This window comes from Nevskia ramosa DSM 11499 (assembly GCF_000420645.1).
Taxonomy (GTDB): domain Bacteria; phylum Pseudomonadota; class Gammaproteobacteria; order Nevskiales; family Nevskiaceae; genus Nevskia; species Nevskia ramosa.
On record NZ_ATVI01000006.1, the window covers coordinates 296,043 to 310,785 of the forward strand.

Sequence of the window (14,743 nt, forward strand, 5' to 3'; positions counted from 1 at the left end):
CGACCGGTCAGCCCGATTCCGATACCATCTGCGCTCATTTTTCTTCCACCGGTACCCGTCATGCAGATCGCAGACCGCTGCGTTGCCTACTTCCACTACACGCTGACCAATTCGGCCGGCGAAGTGATCGACTCCTCCGAAGGGCGCGACCCGCTGCCTTATCTGCACGGCAAGGGCAACATTGTGCCGGGCCTGGAAAAGCAGTTGGTCGGCAAGAAAGTGGGCGACAAGCTCAACGTCGTCGTCAGCCCGGAAGAAGGCTACGGCGCGCATAACCCGTCCCTGATCCAGAAAGTGCCGAAGGCGGCGTTCCAGGGCGTCGACAACCTCGAGCCGGGCATGCAGTTCCAGGCCGAAAGCAACATGGGCCCGGTCAGCGTCGTGATCACCGCGATCGACGGCGATGAAGTGACCGTCGACGGCAACCATCCGCTGGCCGGCGAAACCCTGAACTTCGCCGTGGAAATCACCGAAGTGCGCGAAGCCAGCGTCGAAGAAGTCCTGCACGGCCACGTGCATGGCGCCGGTGGTCATCACCACTGAGCGGCCTGTAGTTAAACAGGAGCCCGCGTCACCTCAGCTGGTGACGCGGGCTTTTTTGCGGGCCGTCAGCGTGGCGTACTTCCGGGAGTTGCCGCAACGGCGCTCGGGACAGCGGCCGATGTACCGATGTACTGCTCGAGAAACGCGAAGATCTTCGTGTACTGCTCGATACGGTTGTGCGTGTCGACAAAACCGTGGCCTTCACCATCCTTCACCAGCCACTCGTACGGGTGCTTGCGCTTGATCAGTTCGGCACGCAGGGCCTTGGCCTGCGACACCGGCGTGCGCTCATCGTCCTTGCCATGGATGATGAATACCGGAGCCTTCAGACGATCGAGGTGGCTGATCGGTGATTGCGCGATCTGCTCCTCTCGCGTGCTGCCAATCGCCTCGTCAAGGTACTCGAGCCCGGGCTTGGTGTCGGCGATGTCGGATTCCTTCTTCAGTAGTTGCAGATCGTAGACACCGGCCGCGGCAATCACGCAGCGGTAAAGCTCGGGCTCGCGGATCGCACTCATGACCGCCGCGTAGCCACCGTAGCTGGTGCCGTAGATGCAGATGCGCTGCTGATCAGCAAAACCCTGGCCGATCGACCAGCGCACGGCGTCGGTGATGTCGTCGATCATGGTCGTGCCCCAGGCTTTCTTGCCGGCATCGATGAACCCTGTGCCATAGCCTTCGGAGCCCCGGAAGTTCACCTGCAACACCGCGTAGCCGCGGCTCGCCAACAACTGCGCTTCGCGATCGAAAGCCCATTTGTCGCGTATTCCGAACGGCCCGCCATGCGGGTTCACGACCAGCGGCAGATTCTTTGGCTCCCGGCCATGCGGCAACGTCAGATAGCCCCATAACGGGGTGCCATCACGTGACTTCAGGCTGAACGGCCGGCGCTCGCCCATCAGCTCCGGATCAAGCCATTCGCCGACCGCGGCGAAATAATCCGCCTTCTTCGACGCCGGGTGGAACAGGTAGTAGTCGCCTGGCGAGCGGTCATCGTAAACATAGAGCAGCGCCACCGAGCCATCACGGCTGACCGAAGACGGTACGACCTGCTTGCCCGGGAACGCAGCCAGCAACTCCCGCTGCAGGGCGCGATGCGGATGGTCGTTGTCGAGAAAACGGACCTCCGGACGCCCCGCCGAGAACACGGCAGCGATCGGCGTGCGATTGCGATCAAAGGACCGGTAGACGTTGAACAGATCGGCGTTCGGATCGCAGGCCAGCGCGCGGCGTTCCTGGGTTTCCAGCACGTGCTCGACGAGGCAGGTGGTCGGGCCGAAGTCATAAGCTTCCTCGAACACCGAACGACCATCGGCCGAAAACACCAGCGGCACAGGCGGATGCTCGCCTTCGATTTCCAGAGGCTGCCACGCCTGGTTATCGTCGGCCCGCTGCCAGGTCTTGGTCTTGAAAGTGTTGCGTCTCGTCACCGCGTAGCGAACCTGTCCCTTGCCATCGAGCAGGAAGTGCGTCTGGCTACCAGGCTCGGGCGATCTGGCGATCTCGGTCAACACGCTGGTATTGACGTTGAGCCGCATGATCAGATCCGGCTGCCGATCGCTGCTCACCCACTTGCGGGTCTGGATCGCGACGTGTTCGGGGTCGTCGAACAGCGGATCAACGAGAAACGCCCGGCCGTAGTAGAACTGCTTGCGCAAGGCCCGTGCGCCCTCCGTGTTGCGGAAGCCGGCACCGCCGTAGACCACCTTGAAATTGCTGCCGTCGACATCGACTTTCGCCAATTCTCCGGTCGCGACCGCTGGCTCGTCCGCCGCAAAATTCACGCCGAGCGACACCAGCAACTGACGATCGCCGATCCAGTCGAAATCGACGATGTGGTTCCCCGACGGCAGCTTCAGATGCCCGACTTGCTGGCGGTCAGCGACACGCAGCATGGCGAGCACGGAGTTGTATGCCTTGGGGATCACAAACGCGATGTAGCGTCCGTCCGGAGACAGCTCCGGCGAGCGGAACGCATTCGGGCGAACAAAGGCTTCGATCGGAATGGCCGCAGGTTCAGACGCTGGCGCCGTTGCGGTCGCATCTTCAGCCCGCAACGCGGCAGGCAGCACAAGCGCCAGCAGCAGCAGGCGGCTGGCAACATCCCGCAATCCAACCGAGCGCATCACGGTGGGGTGCCGATAGGCCGCGCGAGGAACGCCAGCACCGCGCTTGCGACCATTCGCGGCCTCGGAACATGGCAACGCATCGCGAGTTCTCCTGTCGATTTCAGAATGCAATGATTTCCGCGCGATCCTTGGCGATTCGCGCCCGAATGGTCACATCAATAGCGCTTAGCCTATGAACGTCCATCGCGTTCTCTGTGATGCTGTTCGCACTTGCCCCGTCCCGAACCCCAGGAGCCCCTGAAAATGATCCACCAGCTTCTTCGCTGCCTTGCTGCCGCGACCTTCATTGCCGCGAACATCGCGTCCGCTGCTCCGGCGACGCTTGCTGACGCGATCGCCGCGCCAAGTCGTACTCCGGAATTCGTGCAACGCGACCGTTATCGCCATCCGCTGGAAACGCTGAGCTTCTTCGGCCTGCGCGCGGACATGACCGTCGTCGAGATCTGGCCGGGTACCGGCTGGTACACGGAAATCCTGGCGCCCTATCTGCGCGACTCGGGCCAGTATTACGCGGCAACGCCTGCCGCCAGTCTGCCCAACGCCAGTGACGGCACCAAGAAGGGTGTCGCCAGCTTCCGCGACAAGCTCGCCGCCAAGCCGGACGCCTACGACAAGGTCCATCTCAGCGAATTCAAGCCACCGGAGCGAGTCGAGATCGCCCCGCAGAGCACTGCCGATCTGGTGCTGACCTTCCGCAACGTCCACAACTGGATGGCAGCTGAATACGAGGCCGATGCCTTCAAGGCGTTCTACGCGGCGCTGAAGCCGGGCGGCGTGCTCGGCGTCGTCGAACACCGCGCCCCGGCCGGGCAGTCGCGCGAGGAATCGAAGAAGAACGGCTATGTCACCGAGGCCTATATCAAGGCGCTGGCTTTCGGCGCCGGCTTCGAGTTCGCCGGCTCCTCGCCGGTCAACGACAACCCGCGCGACACCAAGGACTACCCGGAAGGCGTCTGGACCCTGCCGCCGGTGCTGCGCCTGAAAGACGTCGACCGCGACAAGTACCTCGCGATCGGCGAATCGGACCGGATGACCTTGAAGTTCGTGAAACCGAAAGTCTCGCGCTGAGGAATCATGGGGCTGGCGCCGCGGCCAGCGTGCGGTCGAAGAAGGCGATCAGCCGGGTCAGGAACAGGGTCCGGTTCTCCGGCTTGAAGATGCCATGGCCTTCTCCTTCAAACGCCAGCCACTCGTGCGGGTGGTCTGCCTCCTTCAGAGCCCTGCGCAGCGCCTTGGCCTGGCTGAACGGCACTCTCTGGTCGACATCGCCGTGGGCGATGAACACCGGCGCCTTCAATAGTTCGATGTAAGAGGACGGGGAGGCTGCGCGCAAACCTTCATCGGTGGCGCCAATGAAGTCGTCGATGTAGTTGCGGCCACTTCGGCGCCCCGAAACATCGCTGTCGGCCTTCCAGGTCAGCAGGTCGGAAACCCCGGCGAACGTGGCGATTGCGCGGAACAGATTCGGCTCCCGGATGCCACTCATCAGCGCCGCGTAGCCCCCATAGCTGGCTCCGTAAATGCCGACCCGTGCCGGATCGGCGTAGCCCTGCTCGATTGCCCAATGGGTGCCATCGGCCAGATCATCGATCATGGTCGTTGCCCAACCACGTTTGCCGGCCGCGACAAACGCCCTGCCGTAGCCGCCAGAACCCCGGAAATTGATCTGCAGCACCGCGTAGCCGCGCGCAGCCATGGCGGCAGGATCGGGATCGAATCCCCAGCCATCTTCAACATCGAACGGTCCGCCATGCGGGTTGACGATCAGTGGCAGTTGCTTGGCCTCCAAACCGCTGGGCAGCGTCAAGTAACCGCGAATCCGCTGTCCATCCCGCGCCTTGAATTCGATCGGCCGGCGTTCCGGCATCGCGGCGGGGTCCAGCCAGGCACTGCGGCCAACGAGATAGTCGGCCTTCAAGGTCGCCGTCTCAAACAGATAGTAATCGCCAGGATTGCGATCGCCGTCGACCAGCACGATCGCCTTGCTGCCGTCGCGCGTGGTCGAACTGAGCCGGACATGCTGGCCCGGAAACGCTTTCAGCAACTCCGCCAGCTTGGCCCGCGAGGGGTTATCGGTCGCGAGCAGGCGAACGTCCTGGCGGCCATCCTGGAAGCGGGCCGCAACTGGTTCATTGCTGTCAAAGGACAGGATGACGTCGATCAGATCTGATCCATCGTCGCAGGCCAGCGGCTTGCGGGCGCCATCGTCGAGTTGCAGTTCGATGAGGCAGTTGTAATTACCGCCTTCGTTGGAGGTCAGAAAAACGCGTTGGCCGTTGTTCGACAGAAACAGCGGCACCGTGTAGCTACCGGCTGGAACCGGCAACTCTGCCCACTGAGGCTGTTCGGGCGTCCGTGAGTAGGAGCGCGACACGTTGCGCTCGTCCAAACCCGTGGCATAGCGTACGAAGCCATCGTCGTCGGCGACGAAGCGCACGTCGCCATTCATAGGCGCAGCCAGTCCTGGGCCGAGTTTGCCGTCGAGCACACTCATTCGGTAGGCGGCAGTCCTGCCTGAGTCCGCATTGACTGCGAAAGTCTTTGCCTGGATGAGGATGTGCTCCGGGTCGTTCGGCAGGCTGCGGATCGGGATGCCGAAGCCGTTCGTCGCGCGCCCCTCTTTTCCGAGTCGCGAGCCCAGAGCCCTGGTACCCGAGGGCAGACCGCCGCGGAATCCGAACAGGTACTGCATGTTCGAGCCATCCGCGTTGAAGGCAATCATTTCGCCAGTGGGAATCGGACTTTCACGACTGCCAAAGTTCTCGGCAAGGCTGATCACCAGACGGTTGCCACTGGCCCACAGATAGTCGGTAACCGAGCGATCCTCGCCAACGCTCTGCTTGAGGATCAATTTTTTCTGGAGCAGATCGAAGACGGCGACGCCGCGTCCTTTGCCTATCGGAACGGTCAGCGCGACGTAATGCCCATCCGGCGAAATCGAAGCATCGTCGTAGGAGTCATTGCGGGCGAAGTCGGCGATCGGCACTTCGGCGTTCGCAACCAGGGGCTGCGCGCACAGCACCAGCAGCCAAGCCATCAGCAGACGGATCATCGCGAACCTCTTGCGGGGGGAAACGACGACGGCCCCTTACCGGCATCGCACCGCCGCGCAGTCTGTCGCCAAGGCGGCAAACTGCCAAGCAGGCGTTCGCGGCGCCAAACCTCGCACCGTGAAACGCCTCACAGTTCCTACGGCTCAGTCCTCGGCTCTTGAGCCCGACTGGAGGACGTCTAGTCCTCAGGCTCGTAAGCCAAGTTCGGCGCCAGCCACTTCTCCGCTTCCTGCAGGGTCCAGCCCTTGCGCGTGGCGTAGTCGTGGACCTGATCCTTCTGGATTCGGCCGACGATGAAATACTGCGATTCCGGGTTGGCGAAGTACCAGCCGCTGACCGCTGCCGCCGGCCACATCGCATAGCTCTCGGTCAGGGAAATGCCGGTGTTCGCTTCGGCATCGAGCAGCTGCCACAGCGTGCCTTTCTCGGTGTGCTCCGGGCAGGCGGGATAACCGGGTGCGGGACGGATGCCGCGATATTTCTCGTCGATCAATGACGCATTGTCGAGTTGCTCGTCGGCGGCATAGCCCCAGAATTCGCGGCGCACGCGCTGGTGCAGACGCTCGGCGAAGGCTTCGGCCAAGCGATCGGCCAGGGACTCGAGCAGGATCGCGTTGTAGTCGTCGTTGTCCTTCTTGAACTGCGCGACCCGTTCGTGACAACCGATGCCGGTGGTCACCGCGAAGCCGCCCACCCAGTCGTGCACGCCACTGGTCTTCGGTGCGATGTAGTCGCCGAGACAGCGGTTCGGCACGCCGGCGCGGTGCTCGCTCTGCTGGCGCAGATTGCGCAGCGTATGGATCACCGTGTTGCGTGATTCGTCGGCGTAGACCTCGATGTCGTCGCCGATGCTCGCCGCCGGAAACAGGCCGATGACGCCGTTAGCAATCAGCCATTTTTCGGCAATGATCGTGTCCAGCATCGCGTTGGCGTCAGCGAACAGCTTGCGCGCCGTTTCACCGCTCGCCGGATTGTTGAGAATGTCCGGATAGCGGCCCTTCAGTTCCCAGGAGATGAAGAACGGCTGCCAGTCGATGTACTCGCGCAGCTCGGCGATCGGGTAATCGCGCAGCAGCTTGATGTGCTGCGCCGTCGTCGCCGTGCCGGCTTCGCGGGCGCTGATGTGCTGCTCATGCTGGGCAAGCAGGCGCGGCTTGATCGGCCGGAAGGTCGTCCAATCCAGCGGGCTGGCGTTGGCGCGCGCATTGGCGAGCGACAGATATTTCTGGTCGCGATCCTTGTTTGCGTGGCGCTCGCGGATCGCCGCGTATTCCTTGTTGGTTTCCAGCATCAACGCTGCGCGCTGCGTCTCGTCGAGCAAGGCAGACGCCACCGGCACCGAGCGCGAAGCATCCTTCACCCAGACGATCGGCCCCTTGTAGGCCGGCTGGATCTTCACCGCCGTATGCGCGCGTGACGTGGTCGCGCCGCCGATCAACAGCGGCAAGGTGAAGCCCTGGCGCTGCATCTCCTTACCGAGATGAACCATCTCGTCGAGGCTCGGCGTGATCAGGCCGCTGAGGCCGATGATGTCGACCTTGTGCTCGCGCGCGGCATCGAGAATCTTCTGCGCCGGCACCATCACGCCGAGGTCGATGACCTCGTAGTTATTGCACTGGAGCACGACGCCGACGATGTTCTTGCCGATGTCGTGGACATCGCCCTTGACCGTCGCCATCAGGATCTTGCCCTTGGCCTGTGCCACGTCGCCGGGCTTCTTCTCGGCCTCGATGTACGGGATCAGCCAGGCCACAGCCTTCTTCATCACGCGGGCCGATTTCACCACCTGCGGCAGGAACATCTTGCCGGCGCCGAACAGATCGCCGACCACGTTCATGCCGCTCATCAGCGGGCCTTCGATGACCTCGATCGGCCGGCCGCCACGGGCGAAAATCTCCTGGCGCAGTTCCTCGGTATCGGCTTCGACGAAAGCATCGATGCCTTTCACCAGCGCATGGGTGATGCGCTCGCCGGCCGGCAGCGAACGCCAGGCTTCGTCGGCCACTTCGACCTTGCTGCCATCACCCTTGAAGCGCGGCGCAATCTCGACCAAAGCTTCGGTGCCATCGGTGCCGGGCTTGCGATTGAGGATCACGTCCTCGATGCGCTCGCGCAGTTCCGGATCGATCTCCGAATAGATCACCAGCGAGCCGGCATTGACGATACCCATGTCCATGCCCGCCTTGATGGCGTGGTACAGGAACACGGCGTGAATCGCTTCGCGCACCGGGTTGTTGCCGCGGAACGAGAACGACACGTTGGAAACGCCGCCGGAGATGTGCGCACCGGGCAGGTTCTGGCGTATCCAGCGCGCGGCTTCGATGAAATCGACGCCGTAGTTGTTGTGCGCTTCGATGCCGGTCGCGACCGCAAACACGTTGGGGTCGAAGATGATGTCTTCCGGCGGGAAGCCGACTTCGTCGACGAGGATGCGATAAGCCTTCTCGCAGATCGTCTTGCGCCGCTCCAGGGTGTCGGCCTGGCCTTGTTCATCGAAAGCCATGACAACGACCGCCGCGCCATAACGGCGGCACAGCTTGGCCTGCTCGATGAATTTCTCGGTGCCTTCCTTCATCGAAATCGAGTTGACGATCGGCTTGCCTTGCACGCATTGCAGGCCAGCCTCGATCACTTCCCATTTCGAGGAATCGATCATCACCGGCACCCGCGAAATGTCCGGCTCGGAAGCGATCAGATTCAGGAAGCGCACCATCGCGGCCTTGCCGTCGATCATGCCCTCGTCCATGTTGACGTCGATGATCTGCGCGCCGGCTTCCACCTGCTGGCGCGCCACGGCCACGGCCGCCGTGTAGTCGCCGGCCTTGATCAGGTCGCGGAACTTGGCCGAGCCGGTGATGTTGGTGCGCTCGCCGATGTTGACGAAGCCCAGGGCGTCGTCGATGGTCAGCGGTTCGAGACCCGCGAGGCGACAGGCCATCGCCGGTTTGCCCGGCACTCTCGGCGGCTTGCCGGCGACGAACTTGGCGATGCTGCCGATATGCCCCGGCGAAGTGCCGCAGCAACCGCCGACGATGTTGACCAATCCGCTGTCAGCAAACTCGGCAATGATCGCGGCAGTTTCATCCGGCGTTTCGTCGTACTCACCAAACGCGTTCGGCAAGCCGGCGTTCGGATAGCAGCTGACATAGCAGTTGGCGATCCGCGACAACTCGGCGATGTACGGCCGCATGTCCTTGCCGCCGAGCGCGCAGTTGAGGCCGATCGCAAACGGCCGCGCATGGCTCAGCGAATTCCAGAATGCTTCGGTGACCTGGCCGGAAAGCGTGCGGCCGGAAGCATCGGTGATCGTGCCGCTGATGATCACTGGCAGCTTGTAGCCGCGCTCCTCGAACACCTGCTCGACCGCGAACACCGCAGCTTTCGCGTTCAAGGTGTCGAAGATTGTCTCGATCATGATGATGTGCGCGCCGCCATCGATCAGGCCGCGTGTGCACTCCGCGTAGGCCGTGACCAGCTTCGCGTAAGTGACGTTGCGGGCGCCGGGATCGTTGACGTCCGGTGAGATCGACGCGGTGCGATTGGTCGGCCCGAGCGTGCCGGCGACGTAGCGCGGCTTGTCCGGTGTGGAGGCGAGATCGGTCTCGATGCGGGCGATGCGCGCCGCCTCGAAATTCAGCTCGTAGGCCAATTCCTCCATGTGGTAATCCGCCAACGAGATCGTCTGCGAATTGAAGGTGTTGGTTTCGAGAATGTCCGCGCCTGCCTGCAGATACTTGCGGTGAATCTCGCGGACGATCTGCGGCTGGGTCAGCACCAGCAGATCGTTGTTGCCCTTCAGATCATGCGGCCATTCCTTGAAGCGCTCGCCGCGGTAGTCGGCCTCGCTCAACTTGTAGCCCTGGATCATCGTGCCCATCGCGCCATCGATGATCAGGATCCGCTTGGCCGCAATCGCATCCAGTTCGGCTGCGAGGGCGGCGGGGTCGAAGGACAGCGGGGCATCAAGCATTGCAGGCATCCATGTGAACGCAGTGATTGTATCCTTCCATGCGGATAGGCAGATATGTTGTGCCTGTGTATCGCACTGGCGGAGCCATTCCGATCCTGATGCCGGCCGTTGACAAGTACAGTCAATTTGCTCACCATTTATTAACCGAACGGTTTATTAATGACCGACGCAAGTGCGAGGAGCAACACCATGTCGACGATGACCGCATCCCCAGCAGACTGGAAGGACAAGAAACGCTATCTCTGGCTGCTCGGCGTGTTCGTCATGGGCCTGCCGATCTACGGCTACGGGCTCGTGCAGTGGACTGGGCTGTCGGTTTTCTGGTGGCTGACGCCGATCGTCGTCTACTCGGTGATCCCGTTCCTCGACCACGTGATCGGCGAGGACAACGAGAATCCGCCGGATGCCGCGATGATCCCGCTGAATGCCGATCGCTATTACCGCTGGGCAGTCGCCGCGGCCATTCCGGTGCAGTACGCGACCTTCATCTGGGGCACCTGGATGGCAATGTCCGGCGGCCTCCGCTGGTACGAACTGCTCGGCCTGTTCATTTCGCTGGGCATGGCTTCTGGCCTGTCGATCAATGTCGCCCACGAACTCGGCCATCAGACCTCGAAGATCGAGCGCTGGCTGGCCAAGATCGCGCTGGCGCCAGTCGCCTACGGGCACTTCTATGTCGAGCACAACCGCGGCCATCACGTGCGCGTGGCGACGCCGGAAGATCCGGCCACCTCGCGCTTCGGCGAAACCTTTTACGAGTTCCTGCCGCGCAGCGTGATCGGCTCGGTCGCCTCGGCCTGGGAACTCGAGAAGACCCGGCTCGCGAAGCAGGGCAAGAGCGTCTGGTCGCTCGGCAACGACAACCTGCAGGCCTGGGGCCTGACCGTGCTGCTGTACGGCGCGATGGTCGCCTGGCTCGGCTGGCTGGCGCTGCCATTCATGCTGTTCCAGGGGCTGTTCGGCGGCGCGCTGTTGGAGGTCGTCAACTATCTGGAGCACTACGGCCTGAAGCGCGAAAGGAAGGCCGACGGCAGCTACGAGCGTTGCCAGCCGCATCATTCCTGGAACTCGAATCACCTGGCGACCAATGTGCTGCTGTATCACTTGCAGCGCCATTCCGATCACCACGCCTACCCGACGCGCTCATTCCAGACGCTGCGCAATTTCGACAATCTGCCACGCCTGCCGAACGGTTACGCCGGCATGATTCTCCTCGCCTATGTGCCGCCGCTGTGGTTCCGGGTGATGAACCCGAAAGTGGTCGCCCACTTCAATGGCGACATGACGCGGGCGAACATCAAACCCTCGATCCGCGACCGGGTGTTGGCGCAGTACCGCAGCGTCACCGCATAATCGCGACCGGCGCGCTGACCGCGCGCGCTCATGACAGAGCGGTGTCGCAGCAGATCGGACTCATTCCGGCCTGCGTTGCGCCGCTTTCATTAATCCAATCTGATGGGGTTCGCAATGAAGAAGTGGCGTTGTCTGGTCTGTGATTTCGTCTACGACGAGGCCAAGGGCGTGCCGGATGAAGGCATCAAGCCGGGGACGCGCTGGGAAGACGTGCCGGAAGACTGGACCTGCCCGGACTGCGGCGCCGGCAAGGCTGACTTCCAGATGGTCGAGGTCGACTGAAGTTTGTCCTGCCGCGTCGTTCGGACTCGATCAACGATGATCGTCCGGCCGGCGCGGCAACCGCTGTATTCGTGAGGCGCCCGTCGCGCCGCGAACTTTCATCTTCAATCGGCAGTCCATCGTTCGGCGCAACACCGCTCACGATCCCGGATGCCAATGACCCGTTTGCTGCGCTTTTCCCTGCTTACCGCGCTGCTGCTGGCGCTGGCGGGCTGCAGCACCGGGCTCAGGCTCGCCTACCAGAACCTCGATCGCCTGGCGCTGTGGACGCTCGACGATTACGTGAGCTTGGACAAGGCACAGAAAGCTGCCTTCCGCCGCGAGTTCGGCACGCTCCAGAGCTGGCATCGCAGCACCCAGCTGCCCTTGTATTCGGCTGACCTGCGCAGCCTCGCCGCCGCGTTCGAGCAGGATCCGGCGCCGCGTGAAGCACTGGAACGCGCGATGAGCCAGATCGAGGCGCATGGCGAGCGGCTCTGGCAACAGGCGCAGCCGGCGACGGCGGGCTTGCTCGCCTCGCTGCGCGACGAGCAGATCGACGAGTTCAGCAAGCGCACGCGCGAACGGATCGACGATGAGGAAGCCGACCGTGCCGACGAGAAGCCCACCGAGCGCCGCAAGCGCTGGCTGCGCGAACAGCGCGAAAATCTGGAACGCTGGACCGGCCGCCTGAACGACCGGCAGAAGCAATTGCTCGAAGCGGGCTGGGAGCGCCGCGTACCGAGCCTGCTGAGCCCGGAACAGCGCAAGGCGCAGCGCCTGGCCACCTTCAAAGAATTCGTGACCGTGCTCGCCACGCGCCACGAGCCCGGATTGATCGACCGGCTGAACGCCAACGGCGACGAGCGCGAACAGGAACGCAGCGCTCGCGATTCGGCGCGTGATCGCAGCTTGCTGATCGAACTGCTGCAAGCCTGCGATGCGCCGCAACGCCAACATGTGCGCGAGCGCGTGCTCGAACTCGCCGACGATTTCGACGCACTGACCCAATCGACCAAGCCCGCCAAATCCGCCGCCGCGTCCATCCCGCAGCCCGCCGCGTAAGGCGGACATGTCCTTTCATCTCTTCTTCGCCAGCTTGCTGGTCGCCGTCTTCATGCCGGCCGCCCTCGCCGCGTCCGATCCCTACGTGCCGACCGACGATGCCGAGGTACTCGAGCACGTTGCCACCGCACGGGCCGAAGCCGACAACGTGCGGGCACTGAATGTCCAGCGGCGCGCACTCGCCGCCCATCCGGACGATCTTCCGGCCGCCGTCGCCTACGCCCGACGCGCGATCGAACTGGGCCGCGCAACAGCGGATCCGCGCTACCACGGGCAGGCCGAATCGGCGCTGAAACCCTGGCTGGCACTGGCCGAGCCGCCGCCGGTCGTGCGTCTGCTGCGCGCCACCTTGCGCCAGCAGCGTCATGACTTCAGCGGTGCGCTGAGCGACCTCGATCAGCTGATCGTCCGCGACAACGGCAACGCCCAGGCGCGGCTGACGCGGGCGACGATCCTGACGGTGCAAGGCCGTCCGGCCGATGCGCTCGCAGACTGCAATGCGCTGATCGCAGCCCATGGCGACCTGATTGCCGCAGCCACCTGCATCGCCAGCGTGCGCAGCCTCGATGGCCACGCAAGCGCGGCAATCGAGGTGCTCAATGCGACGCTCGCCGAATCGGCCGCCGCGCCGGCTGGCGAGCGACTGTGGGCGCTGACCGCACTCGCGGAGATCGAAGCCCGGCAAGGCCGTGACGCCGAAGCCGGCAAACACTTCGAAGCCGCCATCGCCTTGCTGCGCGCCAGCGGCGAACACGATCCCTATCTGCTGACCGCCTATGCCGATTACCTGCTCGCAGCGGGCCGCGCCGCCGAGGCGCGCGAGCTGACCAAGGACTCTCGGCAGATCGACAATCTGCTGCTGCGTCTGGCACTGGCCCAGGCCGCGCTCGGTGATCCCGGACTCGTCGACAGCCTGGCGCAGCTCGATGCCCGCTTCACCGAAGCCGGACTGCGCGGCGGATCGGTGCATCTGCGCGAGGAAGCGCTGTACGCGCTCAAGCTGCAGCACGATGCGGCGCGCGCCGTCACACTCGCCACTCTGAACTGGCAGACCCAGCGCGAGCCGGCCGATGCCCGGCTGCTGCTCGAAGCGAGTCTCGCGGCTGCAAAGCCGGCTGCCGCGCAGCCAGCGCTGGCCTGGCTACAGCAGACCGGCATCGAAGACCCGGCGCTGCACAAGCTCGCGGACCAGCTGCATGCAGGAGCCAGCCGATGAACTGCGCGATTCGCAGCCTCGTCGGGCTGATGCTGCTGCTCGGCATCATCGGCAGCGCCGAAGCGCACAAGGCCAGCGACAGCTTCCTGCGGCTGAATGTCGATGGCAGCACGGTCAACGGCCGCTGGGACATCGCGCTGCGCGATCTCGATTTCGCGATCGGGCTCGATCGCGATGCCGATGGCGCAATCACCTGGGGCGAAGTGCGCAAGGCTGAAGCGGCGATCGACGCCTACGCGCTGAGCCGGCTGAAACTCAGCAGCGACAACCGGCCCTGCACCCTCGAGGCAACGCCCGGCCTGCAGATCGCCGAGCACAGCGATGGCCGTTACGCGGTGCTGAGCCTGAAGGCCGCGTGCCCGCAGACGCCGGCCAAGCTGGGCATCGCTTATTCGCTGCTGTTCGATATCGACGCCCAGCATCGCGGCCTGCTCAATCTGTCACTCGCCGGCCAGACCCAGACCGGCGTGTTCGGGCCGGATCGCGGTACGCAGAGTTTCGAGTCCGGCCGGCCGGCCGATGTCTTCCGCACCTATCTGGTCGAAGGCCTGTGGCATGTCTGGACCGGCGCCGATCACATGCTGTTTCTGGCCGGCCTGTTCCTGCCAGCGGTATTGCGCCGCCGTGCCGGGGGCTGGCAGCCGGCCGAGCGTCTGAGCACCGCGCTGCGCGATACCGCAGCGTTGGTCACCGCGTTCACGCTGGCCCATGCAACCACCCTGGCGCTGGCCGCCAGCGGCGCATTCAGCCCGCCGTCACGAGTCGTCGAATCCCTGGTCGCAGCCTCGGTGCTGTTCGCCGGGCTGAACAATCTGCTGCCGATGGTCCATCGCCGGCTGTGGCTGCTGGCGGGTTTCTTCGGCCTGATCCATGGCGCGGCGATTGCCGGCGCGCTGCTCGAACTCGGCTTGCCGACCTCTGGCCGGGTCTGGGCGCTGCTGGCGTTCAATCTCGGCGTCGAGTTCGCCCAGCTGGGCTTGATTGCGGTGGTCGTGCCGCTGTGTTTCGCCGGCCGGAACTCAGCCTTGTTCCGCAACGCGGTGCTGGTGCCGGGCTCGATCCTGGTCGCCATCGCCGGCCTGGCCTGGCTGCTGCAGCGGGCCTTAGGCCTGCCGATTCCGATGCCGTTCTGAAGCCATCCGGCAACACAAAA

The 14,743-nt window shown here is 63.9% G+C and carries 10 protein-coding genes; 7 read left to right on the top strand and 3 right to left on the bottom strand.

Features of this window, described 5'->3' with window-relative positions; all coding sequences use genetic code 11:
• Positions 1–60: 60 nt before the first annotated feature.
• The gene (locus G513_RS0108275; protein ID WP_022976363.1) at positions 61–543 is read left to right on the top strand and encodes an FKBP-type peptidyl-prolyl cis-trans isomerase; all 483 of its coding nucleotides are present in this window, start codon (positions 61–63) and stop codon (positions 541–543) included.
• Between the two features lie 65 nt (positions 544–608).
• On the opposite strand, the gene G513_RS0108280 is transcribed toward G513_RS0108275, so the two are convergent.
• The gene (locus G513_RS0108280) at positions 609–2,438 is read right to left on the bottom strand and encodes an alpha/beta hydrolase family protein (protein WP_169560569.1); all 1,830 of its coding nucleotides are present in this window, start codon (positions 2,436–2,438) and stop codon (positions 609–611) included.
• Positions 2,439–2,915: 477 nt separating this feature from the next.
• On the opposite strand from G513_RS0108280, the gene G513_RS0108285 reads away from it, so the two are divergent.
• On the top strand, positions 2,916–3,740 hold the full coding sequence (locus G513_RS0108285; protein ID WP_022976365.1) for a class I SAM-dependent methyltransferase: 825 nt from the start codon (positions 2,916–2,918) through the stop codon (positions 3,738–3,740).
• 4 nt (positions 3,741–3,744) lie between these two features.
• Here G513_RS0108285 and G513_RS0108290 read toward each other — a convergent pair whose 3' ends face one another.
• Together G513_RS0108290 and metH are read right to left on the bottom strand one after the other, a co-directional pair.
• Complete coding sequence (locus G513_RS0108290; RefSeq protein WP_022976366.1) at positions 3,745–5,724, bottom strand: alpha/beta hydrolase family protein; 1,980 nt, start codon at positions 5,722–5,724, stop codon at positions 3,745–3,747.
• Between the two features lie 179 nt (positions 5,725–5,903).
• On the bottom strand, positions 5,904–9,695 hold the full coding sequence (metH, locus tag G513_RS0108295) for a methionine synthase (protein WP_022976367.1): 3,792 nt from the start codon (positions 9,693–9,695) through the stop codon (positions 5,904–5,906).
• A 189-nt stretch (positions 9,696–9,884) separates the two neighbouring features.
• Between metH and G513_RS0108300 the strand changes: the two genes are divergently transcribed.
• From G513_RS0108300 to G513_RS0108320, 5 genes are all read left to right on the top strand, one after another.
• On the top strand, positions 9,885–11,048 hold the full coding sequence (locus tag G513_RS0108300; RefSeq protein ID WP_022976368.1) for an alkane 1-monooxygenase: 1,164 nt from the start codon (positions 9,885–9,887) through the stop codon (positions 11,046–11,048).
• Between the two features lie 114 nt (positions 11,049–11,162).
• Positions 11,163–11,330 (top strand): rubredoxin, encoded by a 168-nt coding sequence (locus tag G513_RS0108305; RefSeq protein ID WP_022976369.1) that lies wholly within the window; start codon positions 11,163–11,165, stop codon positions 11,328–11,330.
• 156 nt (positions 11,331–11,486) lie between these two features.
• Complete coding sequence (locus G513_RS0108310) at positions 11,487–12,374, top strand: DUF6279 family lipoprotein (protein WP_022976370.1); 888 nt, start codon at positions 11,487–11,489, stop codon at positions 12,372–12,374.
• A gap of 7 nt (positions 12,375–12,381) precedes the next feature.
• On the top strand, positions 12,382–13,590 hold the full coding sequence (locus G513_RS0108315) for a tetratricopeptide repeat protein (protein WP_022976371.1): 1,209 nt from the start codon (positions 12,382–12,384) through the stop codon (positions 13,588–13,590).
• Complete coding sequence (locus G513_RS0108320; protein ID WP_022976372.1) at positions 13,587–14,723, top strand: HupE/UreJ family protein; 1,137 nt, start codon at positions 13,587–13,589, stop codon at positions 14,721–14,723. Before G513_RS0108315 ends, G513_RS0108320 begins: the two co-directional genes overlap by 4 nt.
• The last annotated feature ends 20 nt before the right edge of the window (positions 14,724–14,743 follow it).